Origin of the sequence: Micromonospora sp. DT48, from assembly GCF_049844495.1 — a bacterium.
Lineage (GTDB): Bacteria > Actinomycetota > Actinomycetes > Mycobacteriales > Micromonosporaceae > Micromonospora.
Map to the genome: position 1 here is coordinate 215,882 of NZ_JBNCLE010000006.1, position 26,118 is coordinate 241,999.

At 71.5% G+C, this 26,118-nt stretch carries 27 protein-coding genes; 14 read left to right on the top strand and 13 right to left on the bottom strand.

Annotation, left to right across the window (positions count from 1 at the left end; all coding sequences use genetic code 11):
- On the bottom strand, positions 1–1,545 hold a 1,545-nt coding region (locus ACLQ2S_RS06955; RefSeq protein ID WP_425701356.1), incomplete at its 3' end, for a HAMP domain-containing protein.
- A 153-nt stretch (positions 1,546–1,698) separates the two neighbouring features.
- On the opposite strand from ACLQ2S_RS06955, the gene ACLQ2S_RS06960 reads away from it, so the two are divergent.
- Positions 1,699–3,771, top strand: coding sequence for a SpoIIE family protein phosphatase (locus ACLQ2S_RS06960; protein WP_309223116.1), 2,073 nt, complete (start codon positions 1,699–1,701; stop codon positions 3,769–3,771).
- A 6-nt stretch (positions 3,772–3,777) separates the two neighbouring features.
- On the opposite strand, the gene ACLQ2S_RS06965 is transcribed toward ACLQ2S_RS06960, so the two are convergent.
- Positions 3,778–5,124: an FAD-binding oxidoreductase gene (locus ACLQ2S_RS06965; RefSeq protein ID WP_155217274.1), complete on the bottom strand. Its 1,347-nt coding sequence runs from the start codon at positions 5,122–5,124 to the stop codon at positions 3,778–3,780.
- 82 nt (positions 5,125–5,206) lie between these two features.
- On the opposite strand from ACLQ2S_RS06965, the gene ACLQ2S_RS06970 reads away from it, so the two are divergent.
- The 3 genes from ACLQ2S_RS06970 (at position 5,207) to ACLQ2S_RS06980 (ending at position 9,502) form a co-directional block, all read left to right on the top strand.
- Positions 5,207–7,303, top strand: a complete 2,097-nt coding sequence (locus ACLQ2S_RS06970) for a S9 family peptidase (RefSeq protein ID WP_309223115.1) — start codon at positions 5,207–5,209, stop codon at positions 7,301–7,303.
- A 262-nt stretch (positions 7,304–7,565) separates the two neighbouring features.
- On the top strand, positions 7,566–8,852 hold the full coding sequence (locus tag ACLQ2S_RS06975; RefSeq protein ID WP_155217272.1) for a sensor histidine kinase: 1,287 nt from the start codon (positions 7,566–7,568) through the stop codon (positions 8,850–8,852).
- Positions 8,840–9,502, top strand: a complete 663-nt coding sequence (locus ACLQ2S_RS06980; protein ID WP_309223114.1) for a response regulator transcription factor — start codon at positions 8,840–8,842, stop codon at positions 9,500–9,502. The genes ACLQ2S_RS06975 and ACLQ2S_RS06980 overlap by 13 nt, the downstream gene beginning before the upstream one ends.
- A gap of 7 nt (positions 9,503–9,509) precedes the next feature.
- Here ACLQ2S_RS06980 and ACLQ2S_RS06985 read toward each other — a convergent pair whose 3' ends face one another.
- The 4 genes from ACLQ2S_RS06985 to ACLQ2S_RS07000 form a co-directional block, all read right to left on the bottom strand.
- Positions 9,510–10,934, bottom strand: coding sequence for an FtsX-like permease family protein (locus ACLQ2S_RS06985; RefSeq protein WP_309223113.1), 1,425 nt, complete (start codon positions 10,932–10,934; stop codon positions 9,510–9,512).
- A complete protein-coding gene (locus ACLQ2S_RS06990) occupies positions 10,931–11,632 on the bottom strand; it encodes an ABC transporter ATP-binding protein (protein ID WP_309223112.1) in 702 nt (233 codons plus the stop codon). The genes ACLQ2S_RS06985 and ACLQ2S_RS06990 overlap by 4 nt, the downstream gene beginning before the upstream one ends.
- The gene (locus ACLQ2S_RS06995; RefSeq protein ID WP_309223111.1) at positions 11,629–12,165 is read right to left on the bottom strand and encodes a PadR family transcriptional regulator; all 537 of its coding nucleotides are present in this window, start codon (positions 12,163–12,165) and stop codon (positions 11,629–11,631) included. The genes ACLQ2S_RS06990 and ACLQ2S_RS06995 overlap by 4 nt, the downstream gene beginning before the upstream one ends.
- A 68-nt stretch (positions 12,166–12,233) precedes the next feature.
- Positions 12,234–12,806, bottom strand: a complete 573-nt coding sequence (locus tag ACLQ2S_RS07000) for a TIGR03086 family metal-binding protein (RefSeq protein ID WP_425701357.1) — start codon at positions 12,804–12,806, stop codon at positions 12,234–12,236.
- Positions 12,807–12,837: 31 nt separating this feature from the next.
- On the opposite strand from ACLQ2S_RS07000, the gene ACLQ2S_RS07005 reads away from it, so the two are divergent.
- Positions 12,838–13,638, top strand: coding sequence for a helix-turn-helix domain-containing protein (locus ACLQ2S_RS07005; RefSeq protein WP_155217268.1), 801 nt, complete (start codon positions 12,838–12,840; stop codon positions 13,636–13,638).
- Between the two features lie 52 nt (positions 13,639–13,690).
- Here ACLQ2S_RS07005 and ACLQ2S_RS07010 read toward each other — a convergent pair whose 3' ends face one another.
- The 6 genes from ACLQ2S_RS07010 to ACLQ2S_RS07035 are packed head-to-tail and all read right to left on the bottom strand — an operon-like array spanning position 13,691 to position 19,270.
- Positions 13,691–15,226, bottom strand: coding sequence for a SpoIIE family protein phosphatase (locus ACLQ2S_RS07010; protein ID WP_425701358.1), 1,536 nt, complete (start codon positions 15,224–15,226; stop codon positions 13,691–13,693).
- A 1-nt stretch (position 15,227) separates the two neighbouring features.
- Positions 15,228–16,574 carry a sensor histidine kinase gene (locus tag ACLQ2S_RS07015; RefSeq protein WP_425701359.1) on the bottom strand — a complete coding sequence of 449 codons (1,347 nt, stop codon included), beginning with the start codon at positions 16,572–16,574 and terminating at the stop codon, positions 15,228–15,230.
- Complete coding sequence (locus ACLQ2S_RS07020; RefSeq protein WP_425701360.1) at positions 16,571–17,593, bottom strand: SpoIIE family protein phosphatase; 1,023 nt, start codon at positions 17,591–17,593, stop codon at positions 16,571–16,573. The genes ACLQ2S_RS07015 and ACLQ2S_RS07020 overlap by 4 nt, the downstream gene beginning before the upstream one ends.
- Positions 17,581–18,000 carry an ATP-binding protein gene (locus tag ACLQ2S_RS07025; RefSeq protein ID WP_425701361.1) on the bottom strand — a complete coding sequence of 140 codons (420 nt, stop codon included), beginning with the start codon at positions 17,998–18,000 and terminating at the stop codon, positions 17,581–17,583. The genes ACLQ2S_RS07020 and ACLQ2S_RS07025 overlap by 13 nt, the downstream gene beginning before the upstream one ends.
- Positions 17,997–18,410, bottom strand: coding sequence for an STAS domain-containing protein (locus ACLQ2S_RS07030; protein ID WP_155217264.1), 414 nt, complete (start codon positions 18,408–18,410; stop codon positions 17,997–17,999). The genes ACLQ2S_RS07025 and ACLQ2S_RS07030 overlap by 4 nt, the downstream gene beginning before the upstream one ends.
- A complete protein-coding gene (locus tag ACLQ2S_RS07035; protein WP_155217262.1) occupies positions 18,410–19,270 on the bottom strand; it encodes an STAS domain-containing protein in 861 nt (286 codons plus the stop codon). The genes ACLQ2S_RS07030 and ACLQ2S_RS07035 overlap by 1 nt, the downstream gene beginning before the upstream one ends.
- Positions 19,271–19,435: 165 nt before the next feature.
- Here ACLQ2S_RS07035 and ACLQ2S_RS07040 point away from each other — a divergent pair, with 165 nt between their 5' ends.
- Complete coding sequence (locus ACLQ2S_RS07040) at positions 19,436–19,792, top strand: STAS domain-containing protein (RefSeq protein WP_093403921.1); 357 nt, start codon at positions 19,436–19,438, stop codon at positions 19,790–19,792.
- A 10-nt stretch (positions 19,793–19,802) separates the two neighbouring features.
- Here ACLQ2S_RS07040 and ACLQ2S_RS07045 read toward each other — a convergent pair whose 3' ends face one another.
- On the bottom strand, positions 19,803–21,113 hold the full coding sequence (locus ACLQ2S_RS07045) for a CynX/NimT family MFS transporter (protein WP_425701362.1): 1,311 nt from the start codon (positions 21,111–21,113) through the stop codon (positions 19,803–19,805).
- A gap of 50 nt (positions 21,114–21,163) precedes the next feature.
- On the opposite strand from ACLQ2S_RS07045, the gene ACLQ2S_RS07050 reads away from it, so the two are divergent.
- From ACLQ2S_RS07050 to ACLQ2S_RS07085, 8 genes are all read left to right on the top strand, one after another.
- Positions 21,164–21,847, top strand: coding sequence for a FadR/GntR family transcriptional regulator (locus ACLQ2S_RS07050; protein WP_425701363.1), 684 nt, complete (start codon positions 21,164–21,166; stop codon positions 21,845–21,847).
- A 38-nt stretch (positions 21,848–21,885) separates the two neighbouring features.
- Positions 21,886–22,347, top strand: coding sequence for a large conductance mechanosensitive channel protein MscL (mscL, locus tag ACLQ2S_RS07055; RefSeq protein ID WP_155217258.1), 462 nt, complete (start codon positions 21,886–21,888; stop codon positions 22,345–22,347).
- 82 nt (positions 22,348–22,429) lie between these two features.
- On the top strand, positions 22,430–22,663 hold the full coding sequence (locus tag ACLQ2S_RS07060) for a hypothetical protein (protein WP_155217256.1): 234 nt from the start codon (positions 22,430–22,432) through the stop codon (positions 22,661–22,663).
- A gap of 115 nt (positions 22,664–22,778) precedes the next feature.
- A complete protein-coding gene (locus ACLQ2S_RS07065) occupies positions 22,779–23,153 on the top strand; it encodes a hypothetical protein (RefSeq protein WP_155217254.1) in 375 nt (124 codons plus the stop codon).
- Positions 23,154–23,313: 160 nt separating this feature from the next.
- Positions 23,314–24,033, top strand: a complete 720-nt coding sequence (locus ACLQ2S_RS07070; RefSeq protein ID WP_155217252.1) for a PP2C family protein-serine/threonine phosphatase — start codon at positions 23,314–23,316, stop codon at positions 24,031–24,033.
- Between the two features lie 227 nt (positions 24,034–24,260).
- Positions 24,261–24,599, top strand: coding sequence for a PadR family transcriptional regulator (locus ACLQ2S_RS07075; protein ID WP_309223106.1), 339 nt, complete (start codon positions 24,261–24,263; stop codon positions 24,597–24,599).
- On the top strand, positions 24,596–25,414 hold the full coding sequence (locus ACLQ2S_RS07080; protein WP_425701364.1) for an ATP-binding cassette domain-containing protein: 819 nt from the start codon (positions 24,596–24,598) through the stop codon (positions 25,412–25,414). The genes ACLQ2S_RS07075 and ACLQ2S_RS07080 overlap by 4 nt, the downstream gene beginning before the upstream one ends.
- The gene (locus ACLQ2S_RS07085; protein ID WP_309223104.1) at positions 25,411–26,103 is read left to right on the top strand and encodes a hypothetical protein; all 693 of its coding nucleotides are present in this window, start codon (positions 25,411–25,413) and stop codon (positions 26,101–26,103) included. The genes ACLQ2S_RS07080 and ACLQ2S_RS07085 overlap by 4 nt, the downstream gene beginning before the upstream one ends.
- Positions 26,104–26,118: the final 15 nt, after the last annotated feature.

Below are 26,118 nucleotides of genomic sequence, written 5' to 3' on the forward strand. Positions count from 1 at the left end.
CAACTCCAGGATCTCGCCCCGGGCATCCACCGTGATCTTCTGGCTCAGGTCACCGCGCGCCACCGCCGTGGTGACCGAGGCGATGTTGCGCACCTGGCTGGTCAGATTCGACGCCATCGAGTTCACGTTGTCGGTCAGGTCCCGCCACGTACCGCTGACGCCCTTGACCTGCGCCTGACCACCCAGCTTGCCTTCGGTGCCCACCTCACGGGCCACCCGGGTCACCTCGTCGGCGAACGACGACAACTGGTCCACCATCGTGTTGACGGTGTTCTTCAGCTCCAGCATCTCGCCCCGGGCGTCCACCGTGATCTTCTGACTCAGGTCGCCCTTGGCGACCGCGGTGGAGACCTGGGAGATGTTGCGGACCTGGCTGGTCAGGTTGCCGGCGAGCTGGTTGACGTTCTCGGTGAGGTCGCGCCAGGTGCCGGAGACGCCGCGTACCTGCGCCTGACCACCGAGCTTGCCCTCGGTACCCACCTCACGGGCCACCCGGGTCACCTCGTCGGCGAACGACGACAGCTGATCCACCATCGTGTTGACGGTGTCCTTGAGTTCCAGGATCTCGCCCTGCGCGGCAACGGTGATTTTCTGGGACAGGTCGCCCCGGGCGACCGCCGTGGAGACCTGGGCGATGTTGCGGACCTGGGCGGTCAGGTTCGACGCCATCGAGTTGACGCTGTCGGTCAGGTCCTTCCAGGTGCCCGCGACGCCCGGCACCTCCGCCTGGCCACCCAGCTTGCCCTCGGTGCCCACCTCACGGGCCACCCGCGTCACCTGCTCGGCGAAGAGTCGCAGCGTGTCGGTGAGGGAGTTCATCGTGTCGGCCAGCTCGGCGACCTCGCCACGAGCGCTGACCGTGATCTTCTGGGAGAGGTCGCCCTTGGCCACCGCGGTCGCCACCTGGGAGATCGACCGGACCTGGCCGGTCAGGTTCGACGCCATGGTGTTCACCGAGTCGGTGAGGTCCTTCCAGGTGCCGGCGACGCCACGGACGTCGGCCTGGCCGCCCAGCTTGCCCTCGGTGCCCACCTCACGGGCCACCCGGGTCACCTCGTTGGAGAAGGATGAGAGCTGGTCGACCATCGTGTTGACCGTGCGACCGATGCGCAGGTACTCACCACGCAGCGGGCGACCGTCCATCTCCAGCGCCATGTGCTGGGTGAGGTCGCCGTCGGCGACCGCCACGATGACCCGGGCGATCTCGGTGGTCGGTCGACCCAGGTCGTCGATCAGCGAGTTGACCGCCCGCTGACTCTCCGCCCACGCGCCGTCCAGGCCCTCCTCGTCCAACCGCTCGGTCAGCCGGCCGTCCCGACCCACCACCCGACTGATCCGACGCAGGTCCAGATGCTGCCGCTCCTGGAGCGACACCACGTCGTTGAAGGCGTCCGCCACCTCACCGGCCACGCCGGAGCGCCGGGGCAGCCGCACCTTGAGGTCGCCGCCACGCACCCGCCGCAGCGCCTCCGCCAGCTCGGTGAGGACCGCCTCGTGGTCGGCGGCGGGGGTCTCCGCGGTCACCGACTTCTTCGCCGTGGTCATCATTCCTCGCTCACCTCGGGGTTCACCGGCTCCCACCGGCCACCCCATCATTGTCCCCGTGACCTCGAAAACGCCACGGCGCGGCGTTGTCCGGCGGCAAAGACCGCTGATGATCGGCTTGGCACTTCAGAGGTGGCGGTGGAGGATACGAGGGTGTCAGCGGAGGCGGGGCCCGCGGCGAAGACGGGCCCAGACGAGCACGTACGACGCGTCCGGCTCCCCGCAGACCGCCGCACACCGGCCGCCGCACGCGCGGTCGTCCGGTCCGTGCTCGCGGAAGCGGAGCTGGACGAACTGCTCAACGAGGCACTTCTGCTCACCACGGAGCTGTCCACCAACGCGGTCGAGCATGCGCGCACCGAACTGGACATAGAGGTCACCGCCGACCATTCGGGCCTGACCGTGACGGTCTCCGACTTCGCCGCCGGCCCGGTCGACGAACTGACCGTCGGCGTACGCAACAAGTCCACCGACATCGCCGAGGTCGCCGAACGGGGACGTGGGCTGCTGCTGGTCGACCACTTCGCCAGCCGCTGGGGCACCACCTATCTGCGCACCGGCAAGGGTGTGTGGTTCCGGCTGGACCGGGCCGATCGCGGGGAGACCGGACTGTCGACCCCCGCACCGCCGACGTACCACGACCAACCGGACACCCCCGGACAGAACGCCGTGCCGAGCGCCGGTGCGATGAACGCGCTGATGCAGACCACCCCCGACCCGTACGCCGAGGATCCCCTGCCGGACTTCGCCGCCGGCCTGCTCACCCGGGTGGCGGAGATGGTCGGTGCCGCCGGTGGGTTGGTCCGGCTGGACCGGGGTGACGGTCAGGGAGCCCACATCCTCGCCCGGTACGGCCGCCAGCCCCGGGCCGGCAACGACCTGCTCCGGGTGCCGTTGACCGTGCACCGCCCGTACGCCGGGGAACTGGAACTGGACGCCGCGCCCACCGCGTACGCCCAGCCGCTGGCGGCGCTGACCGCCGAGCGGCTCTCGCTGCACCTGGAGAACGACCGGCTGCGCCGCGCGGACGTACGCCGACAGGCGTGGCTGACGTTCCTCGCCGAGGCCAGCGAGTTGCTCGCGCAGTCGCTGGACGTGGAGCTGACCATGGCGCTCGTCCCCCAGTTGGTGGTGCCCCGGCTCGGCCAGTGGTGCGCGGTGCACACCACCGACGAGTGGGGGCGGCTGCGGCTGGCGGCGGCCAGCCACGCCGACGAGTCGATGCTGCCGCAACTGCACGCCGCGCTCCGCGAGGCCGGTCCCGACTCGGTCCAGGCCCGACTGCGCGAGGCCAGCCGCAACGGCACCCGGACCCCGCTCGGTGCGCCGATGGAGGGCTTCGCCGTCCCGTTGATCGCCCGAGGGCAGCGCCTCGGCACGCTGGCCGTCGGGCGGCACCAACGGCACCGGCAGGACCCGGACGAGATCGCGGTGCTGGAGGATGTGGCCCGCCGGGCCGCCCTCGCCATCGAGAACGCCCGCATCCACGCGGAACGCCGCCGGGTGGCGCAGACCCTGCAACAGTCGCTGCTGCCGCCGGTCCTGCCGGTGGTGGAGGGCATCGGCTTCGCCGCCGAGTACGTCCCCACCGGCGGCGACGTCGACGTGGGCGGCGACTTCTACGACGTGGTGCCGCTGCCGGACGGGCGCTGGCTGGTGGTGATCGGCGACGTCTCCGGCAAGGGAGTTCAGGCTGCGGCGGTCACCGGGCTGGTGCGGGACGTGATCCGGGTGCTGGCCGGTGACGGCAAGCCGCTGCCCGAGGTGCTGTCCCGCCTCAACGAGACGCTGGTCGAGCGGGGTGCGGGCCGCTACTGCACGCTCGCACTGGCTGCGGTCGGGCCGGGTGAGGGTGACCGGCTCGACGTCGATCTGCACCTGGCCGGGCACGACCGGCCGGTACTGCTGCGCTCCGGCGGCGGGCCCGCCGCCTTCGTCGGCACCGGTGGCACCGCCCTCGGGCTGCTCGACACGATCGCCTCGCCCACCGCGCAGATCGTCCTGGACCCGGGCGACTGCCTGGTCTTCTACACCGACGGGGTGACCGAGCGCCGCCGGGGCCGGGAACTGTTCGGCACCGGGCGGCTGCGCGACGCCGCCGCCCCACTCGCCGGCTACCCGGCTGACGTGGTGGCCGCCCGGCTGCGGTCCACCGCGATCAATTTCTCGGTCGAGGAGCCCCGCGACGACATCGCCATCCTCGTCCTGCGCAACGACGCCGGCTGACCGGGGTCAGAGACCACCGGGGAGGCGGCCGGGCGCGAGGCGGTGGGTCGGGTCGAGGTGTTGCTTCACGGCGCGCAGGTGGGCCAGGTCGGCCCGCTCGCCCCACAGGTCGACGCCGTGTCGCACGGCGGGCGGGGCGGCGAGCACCACACAGCGGCCCTGCCGGGCGAGCAGCACGCTGCGCACCGCGGCCAGGATCGACGCGACCCGCCCCGGCGGCAGCGACCCGGGCAGGGCGGCGTGCACCACGCCGAGCCCGGCCGAACCACGGACCGGCACCGGCCCACCGGCCGCGTCACGCAGGGCGTAGACGGCGGCGTGCAGGTCGGTTATCGGCACCTCCAGCCGCAACGCCGTGTCGCCGGGCGCGAACGGGTAGCTGCGCCACCACGCGGGCGCTGTCCGCGCGACCGTCGAACGGGAGCCGAAGATGTCGAGCAGTCGGTCGGTGCGCTCGGCCACCTCGGCGGGACCGCCCTCCAGCAGCACCACCAGCGAACCGGTGCCCGTCGGCCCGGTCGGCACACGCCCGGTCATCGACGGGTGCATCGCCATCGACTCGGCGCGGCGGTCCCGCTGGGGTCGGCAGCCGGTGCCGACCGGCAGGTCGAGTTCGATCGCCGCCGGATCGAGCCGAGCGGCGAGCACCGCCCCGATCAGATCGTGCACCTCAAGCGGCGTCCACACCGGCCGGGTCACCCACACCCGGGCGGCCGGCACCGCCTGCACCCGCAGCGTCGCGCTGACCAGCACCCCGAGCGCCCCCTCCGAACCGCAGAGCAGGCGCGCCTCGGCCAGCCCCGCCGCCCCACCACCCGCCTCGGCCAGCTCACCATCGGCGGCCAGATAACGCAGCCCGACGAGTTGATCGCAGGCGGTGCCGTGGCGGTGACGCAGCGGACCGGCCTCGTCCGCCGCCAGCACCCCGCCCAGGGTCGCGCCGGGTGAGGGGGCGTCCAACGCGAGCCGCTGACCGGTGCGCTCCAGGGTGGCCTGTACCGCGCGCAGCGGAGTACCGGCACCGATCTCGGCGGTGCCCCGACCCGGCGACCGGTGGCCGATGCCGGCCAGTCTCCCGGTGTCGAGCATGATGTCGACCCGCTCGGGGGGCGCACCCCAATCGATCTTCGTGCCCGCTCCTCGGGGCACCACGGTCAGGTCGTGCCCGGCGGCCAGCCGCAGCACCTCGGCGGCGGCGTGCGGGCCGCCCGGCACCGCGACCCAACGGGCCGTGCTCCCGGCCACCTCGTCGGCAGGGCCGGCGAGGCGGGCGAAGCGCGGACCGCAGATCTCGGCCAGCCGACGGGTGATCTCGCGGACACCGGGCGTACCGGTGGAAGGGGGTGGCACCATGTCGGCGATCGTACATGTGTTCGAACAATCCGGTGCAGAATTGCGCCGCACCACAGGCCGCCGTGGCCGGTAACGTGGCGCCGTGACCACCGAGACCCCCGTTCCCGCGGCCAGGCGGGTACCGACCGAACGCGTCCACCACGGCGACACCGTCGTCGACGAGTACGCCTGGCTCGCAGTCAAGGACGATCCGGAAACAATCAACTATCTGAACGCGGAGAACGCCTGGACCGAGGCCCGGACGGCGCACCTGTCCGGGCTGCGGACAGAGTTGTTCGAGGAGATCCGGCGACGCACCCAGGAGACCGACCTGTCCGTGCCGACCCGCAAGGGGAAGCACTGGTACTACACCCGCACGGTCGAGGGCCAGCAGTACGGAGTGCACTGCCGCCGGGCGGTCCACCCCGACGAGACCACCCCGCCGATCAGCGCGGACGGTGCCCCGCTGGACGGTGAGCAGGTGCTGCTGGACGGCAACAAGCTGGCCGAGGGGCACGACTTCTTCGCCCTGGGCGCCTTCGACGTCAGCCCCGACGGGCGCTACCTGGCCTACTCCACCGACTACTCCGGCGACGAACGGTTCACCCTGCGGGTCAAGGACCTCGACACCGGCGAGTTGCTGCCCGACGAGATCCCCGGCACCTTCTACGGCACCGCCTGGTCCGCCGACGCCTCGGTGCTGTTCTACGTCACCGTGGACGAGGCGTGGCGACCCAACCGGGTCTGGCGACACGTCATCGGCACCGCCGCCGCCGAGGACGTGGTGGTGCACACCGAGGACGACGAGCGGTTCTGGGTCGGCGTCGAGCTGACCCGCTCGGAGCGGTTCATCCTGATCGACATCGCCAGCAAGCTCACCAGCGAGGTACGGGTGATCCCGGCCGACAACCCGACCGGCGAACCCGCGGTGATCGCGCCCCGCCGACAGGGTGTCGAGTACTCCGTGGAACACCACGGCCACCGGTTCCTGATCCTGCACAACGACAACGCCGAGGACTTCGCCCTCGCGTACACCTCCGCCGACGCCCCGGGCGACTGGGTGCCGCTGATCGAACACTCCCCGGGCACCCGGCTGGAGTCGGTCGACGCCTTCGCCGACCACCTGGTCGTCTCGGTACGCAGCAACGGCCTGACCGGGCTGCGGGTGCTGCCCGTCGGCGGCGGCGACGCCCACGACATCGAGTTCCCGGAGCCGCTGCACACCGTCGGGCTGGACGCCAACCCCGAATACCGCACCGGGCGGCTGCGGCTGCGCTACACCTCGCTGGTCACCCCCGACTCGGTGTACGACTACGACCTGGTCACCCGCGAGATGACGCTGCTGCGCCAGCGCCCGGTGCTGCCCGGACCGGACGGTCAGGCGTACCGACCGGAGGACTACGAGCAGCAGCGCGACTGGGCCCTGGCCGACGACGGCACCAAGGTGCCGATCTCGCTGGTCTACCGGCGCGGCACCCCCCGGGACGGCTCGGCGCCCTGCGTCATCTACGGCTACGGCTCGTACGAGGCGAGCATGGACCCGTGGTTCTCCGTCGGCCGGCTGTCCCTGCTGGACCGTGGGGTGGTCTTCGCGGTGGCGCACATCCGGGGCGGTGGCGAGCTGGGACGCCGGTGGTACGACCACGGCAAGATGCTGGCCAAGAAGAACACCTTCACCGACTTCGTGGCCTGTGCCCGGCACCTGGCCAAGACGGGCTGGACGGCACCGGACCGGCTGGTCGCCCGGGGTGGCTCGGCGGGCGGGCTGCTGATGGGCGCGGTGGCGAACCTGGCGCCGGACGCCTTCGCCGGCATCGTCGCGCAGGTGCCCTTCGTGGACGCGCTCAACACCATCCTGGACCCGTCGCTACCGCTGACCGTCACCGAGTGGGAGGAGTGGGGCAACCCGCTGGCCGACCCCGAGGTGTACGCGTACATGAAGTCGTACACCCCGTACGAGAACGTGGCCCCGCTGGACTACCCCGCGATCCTGGCCATGACCAGCCTCAACGACACCCGGGTGCTCTACCACGAGCCGGCGAAGTGGATCGCGCGGCTGCGGGCGGTCGCGCCGCAGGGTGACTACCTGCTCAAGACCGAGATGGAGGCGGGTCACGGCGGTCCGAGTGGGCGCTACGACGCCTGGCGGGAGGAGGCGTTCATCAACGCCTGGATCCTGGACCGCATCGGCCGCGCCTGACCGGCCGCCGCTCGCGTCTGACCGGCCGCCCGGTGGCTCGCGGCATGCGGTGGCTCGCGGCATGCGGTGGTTCGTGGCGTGCGGTGGCTCGCGGCATGCGGTAGCTCGCGGCATGCGGTGGTTCGTGGCGTCCCCGACCGGGGAGAGCCCGACATGCCGCATGCCGCGAGCCACGCGGCGGATCGAGGTAGGGCTGGGTATACCCGCGAAAGTGGGCCCAGTCGGCTGGGGACGGACTCGCCGTCTCACTAGCGTCGGCGGCATGACATCGGCCGCACCGACCCATCTCGCCCAGGCCCTACGGCGAGCCCGCTACCCGCTGACCGGCTGGCCCTGGCGCGCCCTGGGGTACCTGCTCACCAGCGTGCCACTGGCCGGCGTGCTCTCGATCGGGCTGCTCGTCGTGCTGGCGCCGCTGTTCGCCGCCATCAACGCGGCCCGCCAGGGCCGTCCCCCGTCGCTGACGCTCGGCGTCTTCCTGGCCTTCGGCGCGCTGATCATCCTGGCGCTGGCGCCGCTGCTGAGCGTGCCGGTGGCGGCATTCGAGCGCTACCGGCTCGGCCTGGTCGACGACCGGCCGGTGCCCGGCACGTCCTGGCGCGGCCTCGCCGCCCGGTACACCACGGGCGCGGCCTGGCGGGAGGTGGCCCACCTGTTCTTCCTCGGCGGCGTCGTCCCCGCCGTCTACTGGCTCTTCACCATGCTGGTGCTGCTGGACGCCATGCTGATCGTCAGCCCGTTCGTGGTCGGCCCCGGCGAGGAGGTGGTGCTGCTCTGGACAACTGCGGACACCGTGGTCGAGGCGGTACCGTACGCGATCGTCGGCGTGCTGCTCGCGCCGCTGCTGTGGTACGCGGTCGGTGCCCTCGCGGCGGCTCAGGGCGCGGTGACACGGTGGCTGCTGTGGAGCGCCGACGGGGCCGCGTTGCGCGAGGTGACCCGGTCGCGGGCCCGGTTGGTCGACGCGTACGAGGCCGAGCGCCGACGCATCGAACGTGACCTGCACGACGGCGCGCAGCCCCGGCTGACCAGCCTCAGCCTCCAACTCGGTCTGGCCCGGCTGGACGTGCCGGAGGACTCACCGGCCGCCCGCCCGCTCGCCGTGGCACACGAGCAGGCGAAGGGACTGATGGAGCTGCTCCGGCAGATCGTGCGGGGCATCCGCCCGCAGAGCCTCACCGACCTGGGGCTGGCCGGTGCGGTCCGGGAACTGGCCGACGAGGCGACGATTCCCGTCGAGGTGCACACCGAACTCCGACGTCCGATACCCGAGGCGGTCGAGACCACGGCGTACTTCGTGGTGTCGGAGGCGCTCAGCAACGTCGCCCGGCACGCGGAGGCGACCCGCGCCCAGGTCCGGCTCAGCGACAGCGGCACCGCGCTGGTCGTCGAGATCAGCGATGACGGCCGGGGCGGAGCGGACCCGGCCCGGGGCAGCGGACTGACCGGGCTGGCCGACCGGGTGGCCGCCGCCGAGGGACGGTTGCTGCTGGCCAGCCCGCCGGGCGGCCCCACGGTCGTACGGGTGGAGCTACCGTGCAACGGGTGACCCGGGTCGTACTCGCCGAGGACGAGGTGCTGCTGCGGGAAGGGCTGGTGGCCCTGCTCGACCGCTTCGGCTTCGAGGTGCTCGCCGCCGTCGGCACCGCACCGGCGCTGCTGGACGCCGTCCGGACGCACCGACCGGACCTGGTGGTGACCGACATCCGGATGCCACCCGGGCACCGTGACGACGGGCTGCGCGCGGCGGTGGAGCTGCGCGCCGAGCAACCCGGGCTGGCCGTGGTGGTGCTCAGTCAGCACGTACAGTCCGAGTACGCCTCGGCGCTGCTCGCCAGCGCCGACGGCCGACGGGTCGGCTACCTGCTCAAGGACCGGGTCGCCGAGGTCACCGATTTCGTCGACACCCTGCGCACCGTCGTCGCCGGTGGCACGCTGGTCGATCCCGACGTGGTCCGCCGACTACTGCACCGCCCACGCGATCCGCTCGCCGCCCTCTCCGCCCGCGAGCGGGAGGTGCTGGTGCTGGTCGCCGAAGGGCGGTCCAACGCGGCGATCGCCGGACGGCTGCACATCACCGAGGCGGCGGTCGGCAAGCACATCGGCAACATCCTGGCCAAACTCGGCCTGCCACCGGACGACGACACCAACCGCCGGGTGCTGGCGACCCTGACCTACCTGCGGGCCAACACCGCCTGATCCGCTCTCAGGTGGCCCGCAGTTCCGCCACCGCCGTGTTGGCGCGGAGGAAGAGCACGCCCAACCCCACCACGAACAACACCGCGACGGTCGCACCGGCCCCCTGCAACGCCAACTGCCCCAGCGGTACGCCCGGCTGAGGGCCGCTCCGACCGAACTCGCCGGTGAGCAGTCGACCGATGGCGTAACCGACGCCGAGTGCGATCAGCACCGCGGGCACCACCGGGGCCAACATCTGCCAGACGATCGAGGTGCCGATGGTGCTGCGGGGCACGCCTGTCGCCACCAGTGCGGCGTACGCCCGGCGGCGGCTGACGATCCCCTCCACCAGGGTGACGAACAGACCGGCGGCGGCGATGGCCACCGCCACGGCCACGGCCAGGTCGACCAGATTCATGGTGTCCAGGTAGAACGAGTTGTAGGAGGCTTCGCCGCCGTAACCGGCCAGCTCGTTCTGCTCCTGCTCGCGCTGCGCCTGGAACTGGAACGCGGCGCGGAAGGCGGCCGCGCCGCCGGCGATGACCAGGGCGGCCAGCAGGGCGGCGAAGGTACGGCTGCTGGCCCAGGGGTCGTCGGTCAGTCGGCGGGCCGCCAGCAGCGCGGCCGGACGTCGGGCGAACCGGTGCAGCGTCCGCCCGGCCAGGTGGGAGATCCAGCCGACCCCGAAGATCACCCCCATCACCGCACCGAAGATGCCGAGCAGCGCGGCCAGGGCCAGCAATTCGAGGCTGGCACCCCGCAGGGCCCACTGGATCTGGTCGATCATCGCCGCCGCCAGCACGCCGAGCCCGATCAGCAGCGCCGGCCACGGCCGGGGCGACCCGGTGCGACCGGCCCGCCGGACCACACCGAGCGGCGTGGTGACCACCCTGCGGAGCAGCAGGGCGGTGGCCGCCGCGGCGAGCACCGGAAGCCCGAGCACCACCGCCGCCATCGCCGACACCGGCGGCAACACGTCCGTGGGCAGCGCCAGCAGACCGTCGGCGTTGGGACGATGCAGCAGCTCCCGCCCACCCAGGTAGCAGGCCAGCCCGGCCAGGGCGCCGAGCAGGCTGGCGAAGCCGGTCTCCAGCATGGCGATCCGGCTCACCTGACCGGGGGTCGCCCCAGCCAGCCGGAGCGCGGCGAGTCGCCGATCCCGCGACGGCGCGCCCAGCCGGGCGCTCTGCCCGGCCAGCGCCAGCACCGGGATGGTCAGCAGCACCAGCGCGAACGCCGTCCCGCCGCGCAGCCCCGGCTGGCTGAGCAGCTCGCTGGTGTACTGCTCGGACCGCTGCCACTGGTCACCCGGCGGTTTCTCGATGGCCAGCACCGTCAGGGCGGCGAGCCCGGCGAGGGTGGCCAGCAGGGCGCTCAGCGCGGTCAACGCCACCCGCGCGGCGTCCGTGCGGTTGCCCGCCAGAGCCAAGCTGGTCAGGGTCGAGGGGCTCACCGGGAGCCGCCGGCAAGTGGCGCGTCGAGACCCAGGCCGGTGTGGTCGATCATGCCGTCGCGCAGGATGACCTCACGATCGGCGTACGCGGCGATCCGTGGCTCGTGGGTGACCAGGACGACGCTGGTGTGCTGCTCCTTCGCCACCCGGACCAGTTGCGTGAGCACCTGCTCACCGGAGAGGGTGTCCAACGCGCCGGTCGGCTCGTCCGCGAAGAGCACCCGTGGCTCGGTGACCAGCGCCCGGGCGGTGGCACAGCGCTGCTGCTGACCGCCGGACATCTCGCCGGGGCGCACGTCGGCACACTCGGCCACACCGAGCCGGGTCAACCAGGTCAGCGCCGCCGTCCGGGCCGCTCGCCGCCCCGTGCCGGCGAGCAACAGCGGAAGGGCGACGTTCTCCGCCGCGGTCAGCTCGGGGACGAGCTGACCGAACTGGAACAGCACCCCGAACTCGGTACGCCGCAGGCGGGATCGGGCCGCCTCGGACCAGGTGTCCAGCCGGTGACCGCGCCAGCTCACCTCACCGGCGTCGGGTCGGATGATGCCGGCGAGGCAGTGCAGCAGGGTCGACTTGCCACAGCCGCTCGGTCCGGTCACCGCGACGATCTCCCCCTCGTCGATGTCGAGGGTGATGCCGCGCAGGGCGGGTGTCGGTCCGTACGACTTCACCAGACCGCGAGCCTGAAGTTGCGTCACGAGTGCACCTCCCGGTGCCAGTCGGCGACCCGTTCCAGGGTGGTGTGCAACCACCGCAGGTCGGCGTCGAGATGGGCGATGGCGTAGTCGGCCGCCACGACGTCGTCGACGGTGGCTGACGGGGCCGTCTTCAGCGCGGTCAGCTCACGCAGCCGCTCGGTGTGTGCGCGGCGCTGCGCGACGAGGTACGCACGCGCCCGGTCCACGTCGGCGACCAGCAGCGCCACCACGACCTTCGTGAACAGCGGACTGTTCACGTGCGGCATCGGTGGCTCGACGCTGCTCAACCACTGGTCGAGGGCGGCCCGCCCCTGCTCGGTCAGCGTGTACGCCGTCCGCTCCGGCCCGGCGAGGCGCTCCTGCCCGGCCGGTGCCACCAACCCGTCCCGCAGCAGCCGGTTGAGCGTGGCGTAGACCTGCCCGAACGCCAGCGGACGGGCCTGCGGCAGCCGCGTGTCGTGGGCCCGCTTCAGCTCGTACCCGTGCATGGTGCCGGTCGAGAGCAGTCCCAGCAGCAGGTGGGAGGTGGACACCAGGCCACTATTCACTGAGTGAATAGTGGCCGTCAAGCATCCGGTGCGACCGAACCGGTGTCGATGCGTCAGCCGGCTGGCGACCAGGCCGGGTCGCGGCCGGTCGCGCCGAGCAGCCGGTCCAGCTCCGGCAGGGTGCCGTCGACCGGCACCTCCTCGGCGAAGACGCCCATCTGCCGGGCGGTCGTCGCCAACTGCCCGGTCAGCTCGTGCAGCGCGGGCAGCACCTCGGGGGCCGGCTCGTACGCCTGACCGGTGGCCACCGCGAGATCCCAACCGTGCACGGTGAGGTCGAGCAGTGCCATCCCGCCCACCACCTGCTGCGGCATCCCCATTCCCGGCGAGACCCCCTGCTCGCTGGCCGGATCCGCCCACGCCTCGACCAGCCGCCCGGTCTCGGCCTCGAACCGGTCCCGCCACCCGGCGGTCAGGTGGTCGGCTTTGTCTGCCCAGGTCACCGTCGAACGTCGGGCGAGGCCCTGGAAGTTCACCACCACCTCGTACAGGTGGTTGAGCAGGTCGCGGACGCGAAAGTCCCGGCAGGGGGTCGGCAGGTCGAGCTGGTCGTCGGTGATCTGCCGGACCACCGCCACGGTTCGCGGCGCCGCAGCCGCCAGCAAATCGCTAGTCTGTGTGGCCATATGGCCAGCGTATGAGGGTGGTCTTGAAGAAATGCGACAGCCGCGCGCAGACAGCCGGGGCATCCTCGACCCCGCCCGGCTGAAGCGGCAGGTCCGGTTCCGCAGGCACCTGCCCGCCGTTGCGCTACGCCGGTGGGTGGAGCACTACTGGCTGATCGACTGGGATCTCGACGAGCCGTTCGAGCAGCGGATCCTGCCGCATCCGGCGGTCAACGTGGTGGTCCAGCGCGACGGGGACGGCCCGGAACGCCCGGAGGTCGCGGGCGTCGGTCGGCACCTCTTCTCGATCACGCTGTCCGGTTCCGGGCGGGTCAGCGGGGTGCAGTTCCGGCCGGGCGGCTTCCATCCGTTCTGGCGTCGACCGGTCGCCGAACTGACCGGCCTGAGACGTCCCTTCGCCGACCTGGCCGACGTCGGTGTCCCACCGGCCAGGCCGGTCTGCGCCGGTACGGACACCGAGCGCGGCCAGGCACTGGACGCGCTGCTGATCGAGTGGGCACCCCGGCCGGATCCCGTCAACGACGAGGTGATGAGCCTGGTCGAGATGATCCGGACCGACCGGAACGTACGCCGGGTCGACGAGTTCGCCCGCGAGCACGGCGTCTCCGTCCGCCGGTTGCAGCGACTCTTCCTCACCCACGTCGGTGTCGGTCCCAAGTGGGTGATCCGCCGCTACCGGCTGCACGAGGCGATCGAGCGGGCGGCGGGTGAACCTCCCGACTGGGCCGGGCTCGCCGCCGAGCTCGGTTACAGCGACCAGGCCCACCTGGTACGCGACTTCACCGCCGCGACCGGCGTCTCGCCCGCCGCGTACGCCCACAACCGGCGTTAGGAAGGGCCCCTTCCTCTACCGCAGGCGTTAACAAGGTGCCCTTCCTTACACCTCAGCGGCGGCGGAGGGCGACTACGGCTACGTCGTCCTGGATCTCGTCCGGGGCCAACTCCACCAGCAGCCGCTCGCAGAACCGGTCGAGGTCGTGATCCACGTGTGCGGCACACGCCGAGAGCGCGGCCAGCCCCTCGTCGATGCTGACGTCCCGCCGTTCGATCAGACCATCGGTGTAGAAGACCATCGTCGCCCCGGCCGGCAGCACGAACTCCAGGTCGGCGGGGCGGGGTGCACGCACCCCGAGCAGCGGCGCGACGTGGTGCACGTACTCCGCCTTGCCGTCCTGGACGATCAGCGGCGGCAGGTGACCGGCGCTGGCCAGCCGGACGTGCCCGGTGGTCGGCTCCAGCAGCAGTACGCAGATCGTCGCCAGTTCGGTGGGCAGCAGCGTACGCATCAACTCGTTGACCCGGTGCAGGATCTCGCCCGGCTGGTGCCCCTCCACCGCGTACGCCCGCAGCGCGTATCGCAGCTCGGCCATGATGGTGGCGGCGTGCAGCGAGTGACCGGCCACGTCCCCGATCGCCAACAGCAGGTGCCCGTCGAGCATCACCAGCTCGTAGAAGTCGCCACCCACCTCGGTCTGGGCACTGGCCGGCTCGTAGCGCACCGCCAGGTCGAGACCGGCGATCTGCGGGATCCGACGCGGCAGCAGGCTGCGTTGCAGCGTCACCGCGATCCGGTGCTCCTCGTCGAAGGAGCGTTGCGCCTCCACTGCGGAGGCCACCGCCTGGGCGAGCTGGACCAGCACCGGGGTACGGGCGGTCTGCGTCGCGGTGGGCACCACCACGTAGAGCGGCGCACGATCCTCACGCAGCCGGGCAGCCGCGACGGTGACGGTGTCGCCGGCGGGCCAGTCGACCAACGACCAGGCATCCGGCTCCTGCACCACGACGGTGGCACCGGTCGGCACTCCGGTGTCGTCGACGATCCACGGCACGATGCCGGCCTCGGCCCCGGGTCCGGCACAGACCCCGGCCAGGCAGTCGCCGTCGAAGGTCTCGGCGATCACCGTGGCGGGACTCTTGAAGATCTCCGCGGCACCGGCCGCCGCCACCTGGAGCAGCTTGGTGAAGCTCGGCGCGGCGTGCACCGCGACGGTGGTGTCCGCCAGCCCGGTGAGCCGCTCGGCGAGCAGTTCGGCTCGCCGCCGGGCCTGGTAGTACCGCAACACCGACTGTGTGGTGGCGACGAGTTCCTCCGGCTCGATCGGCTCGGCCAGGTACGCGTCCGCCCCTCGGGTCAGGCCCTGGGTCCGGTCGTTCGTGTCGACGGCGTGCGCGGACACGTGGATCACCGGCAGCGCCGGGTGCGCCGACTTGATCCGCTCACACACCTCGAAGCCGCTGAGGTCCGGCAGCCGGACGTCGAGCACGACCAGGTCGATCGGGTCCACCCCGACCCGGCGCAGCGCCTCACCACCGGTCTCCGCCTCCAGCACGGTGAACCCGGCACGGGTCAGCCAGTTCACCAGGAGGTAGCGCTTGGTCCGACTGTCGTCGACCACCAGCACTGTCGCCGTGCCGTCCACGTCACGTCCCGTCCGGAAGCCGAACCGTGAAGGTGCTGCCCCGACCCGGCTCGCTGGCCAGTTCGAGTGTCCCGCCGAGCAGCTTCACCAGTCGCCGGGCGTACGGCAGCCCGAGGCCGGTGCCGCCGACCCGAGCCGGGCCGGGCACCTGGTAGAACTCCTCGAACACCCGATCGTGCAGCTCCGGCGGGATGCCCGGACCGGTGTCGGTGATGGTGAGCCGCCAGCCGTCCCCGTTCCGCTCGGCCCGCAGCCGAACCTCGCCGTCGGTGGTGAACTTCAGGCCGTTGTGCAGCAGGTTGCGCAACACCTGGGCGAGCAGCACCTCGTCGGTACGCACCGTGGCCGGCGGCGCCGGGTCCTCCACCACCAGTTCGACATTCTCGGCGGAGGGCAGTGCCCGCAGGGTGCCGCGCAGCTGGCCGAAGACGGCCCGCAGGTCCACCTCGGCCCAGTCCGGCTCGATCCGGCCCGACTCCGCCTTGGCCAGGTCGAGCAGCTCGTTGACCAGGGTGAGCAGGTCCTTGGCCGAGGTACGGATGAGACCGACCTGCCGTTCCTGCTCGGTGGTGAGCGGATCGGACGCGGAGTCACCGAGCAGGCGGGCCAGCCCGATGATCGCCGTCACCGGTGCCCGCAACTCGTGACTGATGTTGGCCAGGAACCGGCTCTTGGACTCGCTGGCCGTACGCAGCTGCGCCGACTTCTCGTCCAACTCCGCGTAGAGGGCCACCACGCCCTGGTTGGTCGCCTCCAACTCGTCGGTCAGCTGTTGATAGAGCGCCATCACGCCCCGATTGGTCTGCTCCAGTTCCTCGTTGAGTCGGGCCAACTCGTCGCGTTGGTTGCGTACCTCGTCCAGCGCATTGATCAACTGGATGTTCTGGGTGGCGAGTTCCTCCTCGGCGGTGCCCGGGGCACTCTCGCGGAGCTGGGCGCGCAGCTCCGTCAGGCGCTCGGTGGTGAGCGCCTGTGCCGTGGTGGGAACCCGTCGGGACATCCTGACGACCGTATCCCGCTGGACCGTCAACACGCTCAATGTGTCCACCAGGCGTGCCACCGCGCCGGATTCCGGCTCGTACCGCCCACCGGGCAGCGGGGCCACCGGAGTGAGGTCGACACGCAGGTGACAACGGCCGTCCGACGCGTCGGCGACGGCGAACGTCACGTCCGCCCCGCCGACCGTCCGGAGCAGGTCCCGGGCCACCTCGCTCAACGCGGTGGCGATCCGGACCTGGTCCTGGTGCTCCAGCCCCACCGCGGCGGCGACCTCCCGGCCGCGCTGGCGGACCACGAAGATGTCCTGCTCCACCCGCAGTGCCATCTGAAGCAGCGGTGTCGCGGTCATGACCAGGACCTTGCCACCAACACCCCGGCGTCGTCACGCCGGATGCCCGCGTCGCGCAAAAGGGTGGCGGCCACCACCAGGGGCGCCCGCCCGGCCAGACCCGGGTAGTCGGCGAGTTGCCACCGGTCCACCACACCGTCGGTGTGCATGATCAGCAGACTGCCGGCCTCGAAGGGATAGTCGTACTGCCGGATCACCGGTCGTTGGTGCCCGGCGATGCCGGGTAGCGAAACCAGACCACGCTGTCGACCGTCACCGGTGGCCACCACGCCGGTGATGTTGCCCAGACCGCAGTAGCGCAGCACCCCGGCTGCCGGGTCCGGCTCGGCCACGGCCAGGGCCGCGCCCCGGGTGTGCGACATCGCCCGGTGCAGGTGGCCGACCACCTCGGCCGGCGAACCCGCCGGGGCCTCCCGGAAGGCGGTGAGCGCGGCGGCGGAGGCCGCGGCGGCCAGCGGCCCGTGGCCCAGTCCGTCGGTGACCAGCACCTGACGGCGGTCGCCCAGGATCCGGACCGCGTAACCGTCCCCGCTGACCGTCTCCCCGGTCAACGGGCGGGTCAGCCCGTCAGCCCAGGGCAGCTCGACGTCCGGGGCGGCGAAGACCCGCACGGCGATGACGGTCCCCCGGCCCGGCCGCGAGTACGCGTCGAACCAGCTCGCCTGCCGGACGATCGCACCCAGACCGATGCCGAGGGTGCCGGTGGTGGAGTGGCCGTCGCGGGCGGATTCGGCGAGGTCGACCATGCCCGGACCGGTGTCGATCGCGATCAGTTCCACCCCGGCGTCCAGCTCACGGCGTACCGGTCGCAGCAGCAGCACCCCGTCCTCGGCGTGCTTGATGAGGTTGCTGGTCAGCTCGGCCGTGACGATGGCCAGGTCGGCGATGCGGGCGGCCGGCAGACCCAGCTGCTCGCCGAGTCGCTCGGCGGCCCGCCGCACCGCGCTGCCGGCGCTGCCGTTCTCCACCCGGAACCAGATGCCCCGATCGGCGATCGGTTCGACCGTCACCGGGACCACTTGGTGATCGTGATGCGGGTGCCCTGACCCGGCGCGGTCTGGATGTCGAACTCGTCGACCAGTCGACGGGCGCCGCTGAGGCCGAGGCCGAGGCCACCGCCGGTGGTGTACCCGTCGGTCAGCGCGAGATCCACGTCCGCGATGCCGGGGCCGGAGTCGACGAAGACGATTCGCAGACCGGTGCGTCGGCCGTTGTCGACGACGGCCACCTCGACGGTTCCGCCGCCGCCGTAGACGAGCGTGTTCCGGGCGAGTTCGCTCGCCGCGGTGACCACCTTGGTCTGGTCGACCAGGGAGAGCTTGACCGCCACGGCCACGGTACGCACCAACTGACGGACGCGGACGACGTCCTCGTCGCTGCCCACCGCCTGCGCCTGGGGACGCCCCAGGTCGACCCCGCTCGTCACGGTGACGCCGTCGGCTCTGGGATCGGACCGTCGTCCCGCTCGTCGTAGGGCTCGTCGGCCCGCTCGATCGCGATGAGTTCCATCCCCCGCTCGACGTTGAGCGCGGTTCGGATGCCGTTGAGCGACAGCCCCAGCTCGACCAGGGTGATGGCGACGGCCGGGCGCATCCCCACGACCACCGTCTCCGCGTCGAGCACGCGGGAGATCGAGGCGATGGTGGAGAGCATCCGACCGACGAAGGAGTCGACGATGTCCAGCGCGGTGATGTCGATGATCACGCCGTGGCAACCGGTCTCGACGATCCGCTCCGCCAGGTCCTCCTGGAGGGCCACGGCCGTCTGGTCGGACATGTCGACCTGGATGGAGACCAGCAGGATGTCGCCGATCTTGAGGATCGGCACCCGCTCCATCACGCCTCCCGACGCGGTTGGCGGCGGGCCGTCTCGACCCCGGTGAGTCGCAGGACGTGGCGCAGTGCGTCGGCGAGGCTCGCCTTGGTGGCGATGTCGCCGAACTCGATGCCGAGCGCGACGATGGTCTGCGCGATCTGCGGCCGGATGCCGGAGATGATGCAGTCGGCACCCATCAGCCGGGCGGCCACCACGGTCTTCAGGATGTGCTGGGCCACCTGCGTGTCCACCGCCGGTACGCCGGTGATGTCGATGATCGCGTACGGCGAGCCGGTGTCGACCAGGGTCTGCAACAGCCGTTCCATCACGACCTGGGCGCGGGCCGAGTCGAGCGTGCCGACCAGCGGCACCGCCACCACACCCTCCCAGAGCTTGACCACCGGGGTGGACAGCTCCAGCAGCTGCTCGGCCTGGTCGGCGATCAGACTCTCCCGGGTGCGGACGAAGCTTTCGAAGGTGAACAGCCCCATCTGGTCGATCAGCGTGGAGAAGGCGACGTAGTCGCGCAGCGTCTCGATGCTCTGGTCGACTTCCAGCACCGCGAGTAGCGCCTCCTTGAGGGCGAACACGCCGGTGGCGGTCTCGGTGGCGGAGAAGCCCTGACGGGCCTGTCCCCGGGAGAACTCGGCGAGTACGGCCCGCAGTTCGGTGGCCTCCTCGCCGTTCAGGTCGACCGTGCCCTTGCCGAGGGCGTCGACCATGGCGCGGTGCAACTCCTGCACCTGCCGGACCAGTTCGGCTTGGCTGAGCCGCCCCCGCAGCTGCCCGGCGATGATCTCCGTCCACTGCTGGGTGACCTGCTCGGCCCGGCTGGTCAGCAGCTCACCCAATCGGCTGCTCTCGTCAGCGCTGAGCGCCATGGCAATACCCCCTAGACCTGGACCGGCCGGACTCTATCACCGGGGCCCGGTCAACTACTTGTCGTAATGCAATGGAAATGGCTTTGAACACCTGATCCTGCTCCCGTTCTGCGTACCACGGTCCGCGTGGGATACCGTTCCACCGATAAACAGGAGGTCTGGCGAATGTCCTTGACGGTGCACACGGAACAGCGCGGTGACGTGGTCGTCGTGTCGGTCGCTGGCGAGTTGGACATGGCCACCGCACCGCAGTTGCAAGACCAGATCACCGACCTGCTCGACAAGGGGCGCAGTCGCCTCGTGTTCGACCTGTCGGATGTCTCGTTCTGCGACTCTACCGGTCTGTCGGTGTTCGTCCGCGCGAAGAACAGCTGCGACGAGGCCGGCGGAGTGGTCCGGCTCGCCGCGCCGCAGCGCGGCGTGCTGCGGATCCTTGAGGTGAGTGGCCTGGTCGAGGTGCTGCACACCTATCCCACCGTCGAGCAGGCGGTCGCCGGCGATCCGACGCCGGCTTCCTCCTGACCCGGTCGGCTCACGGCTCGTCCTCGATGTAGCGGGGACGAGCGATCAGTACGCCCGCGCAGGTCTGCACGGCCAGGGCCGCCAGCAGGAAGCCGATCGGCGCCAGCCATCCCCCGGTCACGTCGTGGAGGATCCCGACCAGAAGCGGACCGGATGCCGCGATGACGTAGCCCGTGCTCTGCGCGAAGGCCGACAGCGCGACCGTGCCGTCGGCGGTGCGGGCCCGCAGCCCGATGGTGGCCAGGATGAGGGGGAACGCCCCCTGTCCGAACGCCAGCAACACCACCCACACCACCGCCCCGCCGCGCGGTGCGAACGCCAGCCCCAGGTACGCCAGGCTGGACGCGGCGGTCAACCCGAAGACCAACGGCCGTAGGCTGCCCAGCCGCCCGGCCAGCGTCGGCATCAGCAGCGCGATCGGCACCCCGAGCGCGGTCACCCCGGCGAGCAGCAGCCCGGCGTCCTGCGGGTGGAAACCCGCGTCCCGGAACATCTGGGCCAACCAGCCCATGATCGAGTACCCGCTGAGCGACTGCGCGCCGAAGTAGACCGCCATCGCCCAGCCGAGCCGGGTGCGTCCGGGTCGCACCACCCGCCGGGAGGTTCCGTCGCGCCGCACGGTGGTGCGGCTGCGCAGCGCCGCCGGCAGCCACGGGAGTACGGCCAGCGCCGCCAACCCGGCCCAGACCCCCAGCCCGGCCCGCCAACTACCGAAGGCGTGGGCCACCGGCACCGCAGCGGCGGCGGCCACCGTCGTGCCCACGGTCAGCGCCATCGTGTACGCCCCGGTGACCAGCCCGGTGCGGTGCGGGAAGTGCTGCTTGACCAGCATCGGCAGGAGGATGTTCGCCACCGCGATCCCGGCCAGCGCGAGCGCGCTGGTGATCAGGAAAACCAGGGCGGAACCGGTGAGTGCCCGGAGCACCTGCCCGACGGTGAGCGCGATCATCGCCACCACCAGCAGCCTGGCCGGGGAGAACCGGCGGACCAGCCACGGGGTGGCCGCGCCGAGCGCGGCGAAGGCGATGGTGGGCAGGGTGGTGACGAAGCCGGCCATCGTCCCGGAGAGGGCCAGTCCGACGCGTACCTCGTCGAGCAGTGCGCCCAGGCTGGTGACGGCGGCGCGCAGGTTGAGCGCGACCAGCAGCATCCCGGCCAGCACCAGCCATCCGGCGTTGGCGCGGGAGGTGGCCGGAGCCGCGCCACCGGCCGGGTCAACCGCACCTGGCGACCCCGGACCGGTCACCGCCTCCGCCGCACCGGCCGAGACGGAGACCGGGTTCGTGGGGACGGCGGGGACGCCAGGGGGTGACGGGGGCATGACCTCGAACCTACAATCATGGGATGAATTCCGGCGAGAGGTTGTAACCAGTGACACCCGCAGCCGATTCCATCTCCGTACCGCCCCGTGGCCGACGGGTCCGGGAGACGATCGCCCAGCTCCGGCAGCGGATCATGGCCGGAGAGTGGCCGGTGGGTGGTCGGATCCCGACCGAGCCGCAACTGGTCGAGGCACTCGGCGTGGGACGCAACACGGTTCGCGAAGCGGTCCGGGCTCTCGCCCACGCCGGGGTGCTCGAATGCCGTCAGGGCTCCGGCACCTACGTGCTCTCCACCGACGAACTCGCCCCGGTGGTGGCCCGTCGACTCACCGACGACCGGATGACCGAGGTGATCGAGGTGCGCCGCGCCTTCGAGGTGGAGGCGGCGCGGCTCGCCGCGCGACGGCGTACCCCCGAGGATCTGGCCGCCCTCGACGACGCGCTCGCCGCCCGCGAGGCGGCCTGGCGCGGCGGCCGGGTCGACGAGTTCGTGGCGGCCGACGCCGCACTGCACACCGCGGTGGTCGCGGCGGCGCACAACGCCATGCTCGCCGAGTTGTACGCCTCGGTCGGCACCGCCATGCGCAGCACCCTGACGCAGGCCATGGGCGACGCGCTGACCCCGGAACGACACGTCGACCACGCCCGGCTGGTGGCCGCGATCAGGGCCGGCGATCCGGAACTCGCCGCCCGGGAAGCCGGCGCTTTCCTGGAGCACCAGCCCGGGGCATAGGTTGTCCCCGACAAAGACGGGACACCTCGGGAGTGCGGATGCTCAAGGGCTTCAAAGACTTCATCATGCGCGGCAACGTCGTCGACCTCGCGGTCGGTATCGTCATCGGCGCCGCCTTCACCGGCCTGGTCACAACCTTCACCGACTCGTTCCTCCAGCCGATCATCAACCTGATCGGCACCGGCCCGGCCGGCGACGGGGCCCAGTTCAGTCTCGGAAAGGACAACCCCGTCACCTGGGGCGTCTTCCTCAACGCGTTGATCACCTTCCTGCTCACCGCCGCCGCGCTGTACTTCCTGGTCGTCTACCCGATGAACAGGCTCGCGGAGCGCCGCAAGCGGGGCGAGGAGCCGCCGCCGGCCGCGCCGAGCGAGGAGGTCAAGCTGCTCACCGAGATCCGGGACGCGCTCGTCGCCGCCGGCCGGACCACCCCGGCCCAGCAGCGCGGGGCACTGGACGACGTCCTCGGCCGTCGGGACGAACCGCCCGCCGCGCGCTGAAACCGGCAACACCCAGGCAGGCTCCGGCGGGAATCCCGCAGGGGCCTGCCCCTATCGAACATATGTTCGATAGAGTCCCGCCATGGAGCAGCGAAAGCACTGGTGGAACGGGAAATGGGGGCGACTGGCCCGGCGGGACGTCTTCCTCCGAACGGATGCCGACCGATGGTTCGTCGAGCAGCGGGCCGGCGGCGCCGAGGGCGTCTCCCGGTTCTACGAGTACGACACCGTCGACGAGGCCGAAGAGACCATCCGCGCACTGCTCCACGGCACCGACACCTGGCGCGAACTAACCCCCCGCCCCCACTCGCGTTGATCAAGAAGTTTTGGTCAGGAACAGGCGTGGATTCTGACCAAAACTTCTTGATCAATACGGGTCTGCGGGCGGGAGGGTGGGTTTAGGGGGAGGGGAGGGTGGGAACCGCGCGGGGATGGAGCAGCAGGGCATCGATCAACGGACAACCCTCTCGCAGGTCACCACCGGCATGCGGGTGGTCGACTCGACCGGCCTCGACGTGGGCACCGTGGACCTCGTACAACGCGGCGACCCGAACGCGGTGACCGTGCAGGCGCCGACCACCGACCCCGGCAGCAGCCTCGACGAACTGATCGAATCCGCAGCCGTGCAGGAGCCGGACGTGCCGGCGGACCTGGCGGCCCGACTACTGCGTACCGGCTATCTGAAGGTCTCCACCGACCTGGTGCCCACCGGCGCCGTCTACGTCCTCGCCGACCAGATCTCCGCCGTCACCCCCACCACCGTGGCCCTGGACACCCCCGCCGCCGATCTGCCACCAGCAGACTGACCCCCGCCCGCTGGACTTGTCGACCGTGCAGCCAAACCGGGTGTACGCCCAGCTCAACCGGCATGTCGACACACCCGATCAGGGACACCGGCAAACATTCCTCAACCCGACGCAGTAGTGCGTAGAGACGCGGGAAGGGAGTTCTTGGCAAGCTTGACCCATGACGCTGATCCTCCGCTCGGCCATCCTCAACGACATCGGTCTGGTCCGGACCAACAACGAGGACTCCGCTCTTGCCGGCGAGCGCCTCGTCGCGGTGGCCGACGGCATGGGTGGACTGCCCGCTGGTGAGGTGGCCAGTGAGATCGTCATCCGGATCCTCGACGAGCTGGTCCCACCGACCGCACCGGACGCCGCCGCCGAGGCGCTGCGCGCGGTGGTGAGCACCGCCAACCAGCGCATCCACGCCGCGATCGTCACCGACCCCGCCCGCGACGGCATGGGTACCACGCTGACCGCCGCCCTGCTGGCCGGGGACACGCTGGTGGTGGCGCAGGTCGGTGACTCCCGTTGCTACCTGCTCCGGGACGGCCAACTGCGCCAGCTGACCCGGGATGACACCTTCGTGCAGGCACTTGTCGACCAGGGCGCCCTCTCCCCCGAGCAGGCTCGCCACCACCCGCAGCGATCGCTGGTGACCCGGGCGGTGCAGGGCGCGGACGCGCCACCGACGATGGGGGCGGTGACCCTCGTCGCCGGTGACCGGCTGCTGCTGTGCAGCGACGGGCTCTCCGACTACGTGACCGACGACGCCATCGCCGCCACCTTGAGCATGCACGCCGACCGCCACCAGTGCGGCGAGCAGTTGGTGAAGCTGGCCCACCAGGCCGGCGCGCCGGACAACGTCACAGTGGTGATCTCCGACGTCGTCAACGGCTGAGACAGCCCGACACCAGCGACATCCACCGGGGGTCCGCCGGTGGTCAATCCTGCCCGCCGGTCGCCGCGCACGGTCCACGCGCCGCCGCACCAGGTAGTTGCGGGTCCGGCCACCCGCGCACGGTCCACGCGCCACACCAGGTAGTTGCGGGTCCGGCCACCCGCGCACGGTCCGCGCGCCGCACTAGGTAGTTGCGCCATCTAGATAGCGGCACTAGGGTTCGGCGGGTGGATTACGACCGTCGGGGGCAGTGGCTGCGCGGGGTGCTCGACCTCTGCGTCCTCGCCCTGCTGCGTGACGGCGAGTCCTACGGCTACCAACTCGCCCAGTCACTCGACGCCGCGGGCGTCGGACCGATCCAGGGCGGCACGCTCTACCCGGTGCTGCTGCGGCTGCAACGCACCGGGCTGGTCACCGCGCAGTGGCGGCACGGGGGTTCCGGTCCCGCCCGCAAGTACTACCGCCTCACCGACGACGGGCGAGCGGCGCTGCGCCACGGCGGCAACGCCTGGTTGGCGTTCGTGGCCCCGGTGACCGGCATCGTCACGAAGGGGGTCGACGGGTGAACGCCGACGACTGGCTGCGGACGTTCGCGGCCGAGCTGCACCATCGCCGGGCGGGCCACGACGCCATCCGGCACGTGGTCGCCGAGGCGGCCACCCACCTGCGCGAGGGCGGCGGTGATCCGTGGCTGGTCTTCGGCTCGCCGCAGGCGTACGCCGCCGCCATCGTGGAGAGCATCGGCACCGTGCCCGGCCCGCGTCCCGGCCCCGTCCGGCTGCAAGCCCAGGGCATCACCAAGCGGTACGGCCGACACGTGGTGCTCAACGACGCGTCGCTGACCGTACGCGCCGGGCAGATCGCCGCCGTGATCGGCGCGAACGGCTGCGGCAAGAGCACCTTCCTGCGGATCTGCGCCGGGCTGATCTCCCCGGACGCGGGAAAGGTGACCGTCTCGGGCCGGCTGAGTTACTGCCCGCAGCAGGGCGGCACCGCCGACTTCCTGCTGCCCGACGAGCACTTCATGCTGGTGGGTGCCGGTCAGGGCATGTCCCGAGGACCCGCCCGGCAGGCCGGTCGGGCGGCGGCCCGACAGCTCGGCTGGGACGCCGAGAACGCCGCGCTCGCCAGAAACCTCTCCGGGGGTACGCGGCAGAAACTGAACCTGACCATGTCCACCCTGACGCAGTCGGACGTGCTCCTGCTCGACGAGCCGTACCAGGGCTTCGACCAGGGCAGCTACGTCAACCTGTGGGACCAGCTGACCCGGCTGCGCGACGAGGGACGGGCCATCGTCGTGGTGACCCACCTACTCAACCAGCTCGACCGGGTCGATGTCGTGCTCGACCTGACCCCCGTCCACCAGGGAGGCCGATCGTGAACCGGCTGGTCACCGTGGCCGAGATGACGCTGCGGGAGTTGGCGCGCCGTCGGGGCGTACTCCTGCTTCTGCTGTTGATGCCGTTGACCTTCTGGCTGATCCGGCGCGACTCCTACGTCGGGCAGTCCGTACGCGCGCTGCTGCTCGGCATCAGCTGGGCGGTCAGCACGGCGGCCCTCTTCGCCACCAGCGCGGCCCGTGAACTGGAGCCCCGGCTGCGGCTCGCCGGTTACCGGCCGCACCACCTCTACGTCGGTCGGATGCTCGGCCTGTGGGCGCTCGGAGTGGCGATCTCGGTGCCGTTCTTCCTGCTCACCGTCGTCGACGCGAACAACCTGCGGTACGGCGGGATCGCCGTGGCGATGCTCTGCTGCGTGGCGGTGGCCGCGCCGTTCGGCATGTTGATCGGTGCCCTGCTGCCCCGCGAACTGGAGGGCACGCTGCTGCTGCTCACCGTGGTGGCGGTGCAGATGCTGCTCGACCCGGCCGACGCGGGAGCGAAGCTGACGCCGTTCTGGTCGAGCCGGGAGATCGCCACCTGGGCGGTGGACCACACCGACGACGGTTACCTGACCCGTGGTTCCGTGCACGGGGTGGTGGTCACCGTGCTGCTGATCGTGACGGTGGCGGCCGTCTTCGCCGTCCGGCTGCGCCAGCGGCGACATCTGCACCACATGCCGCTCACCTGATCCCCAGATGCTAGG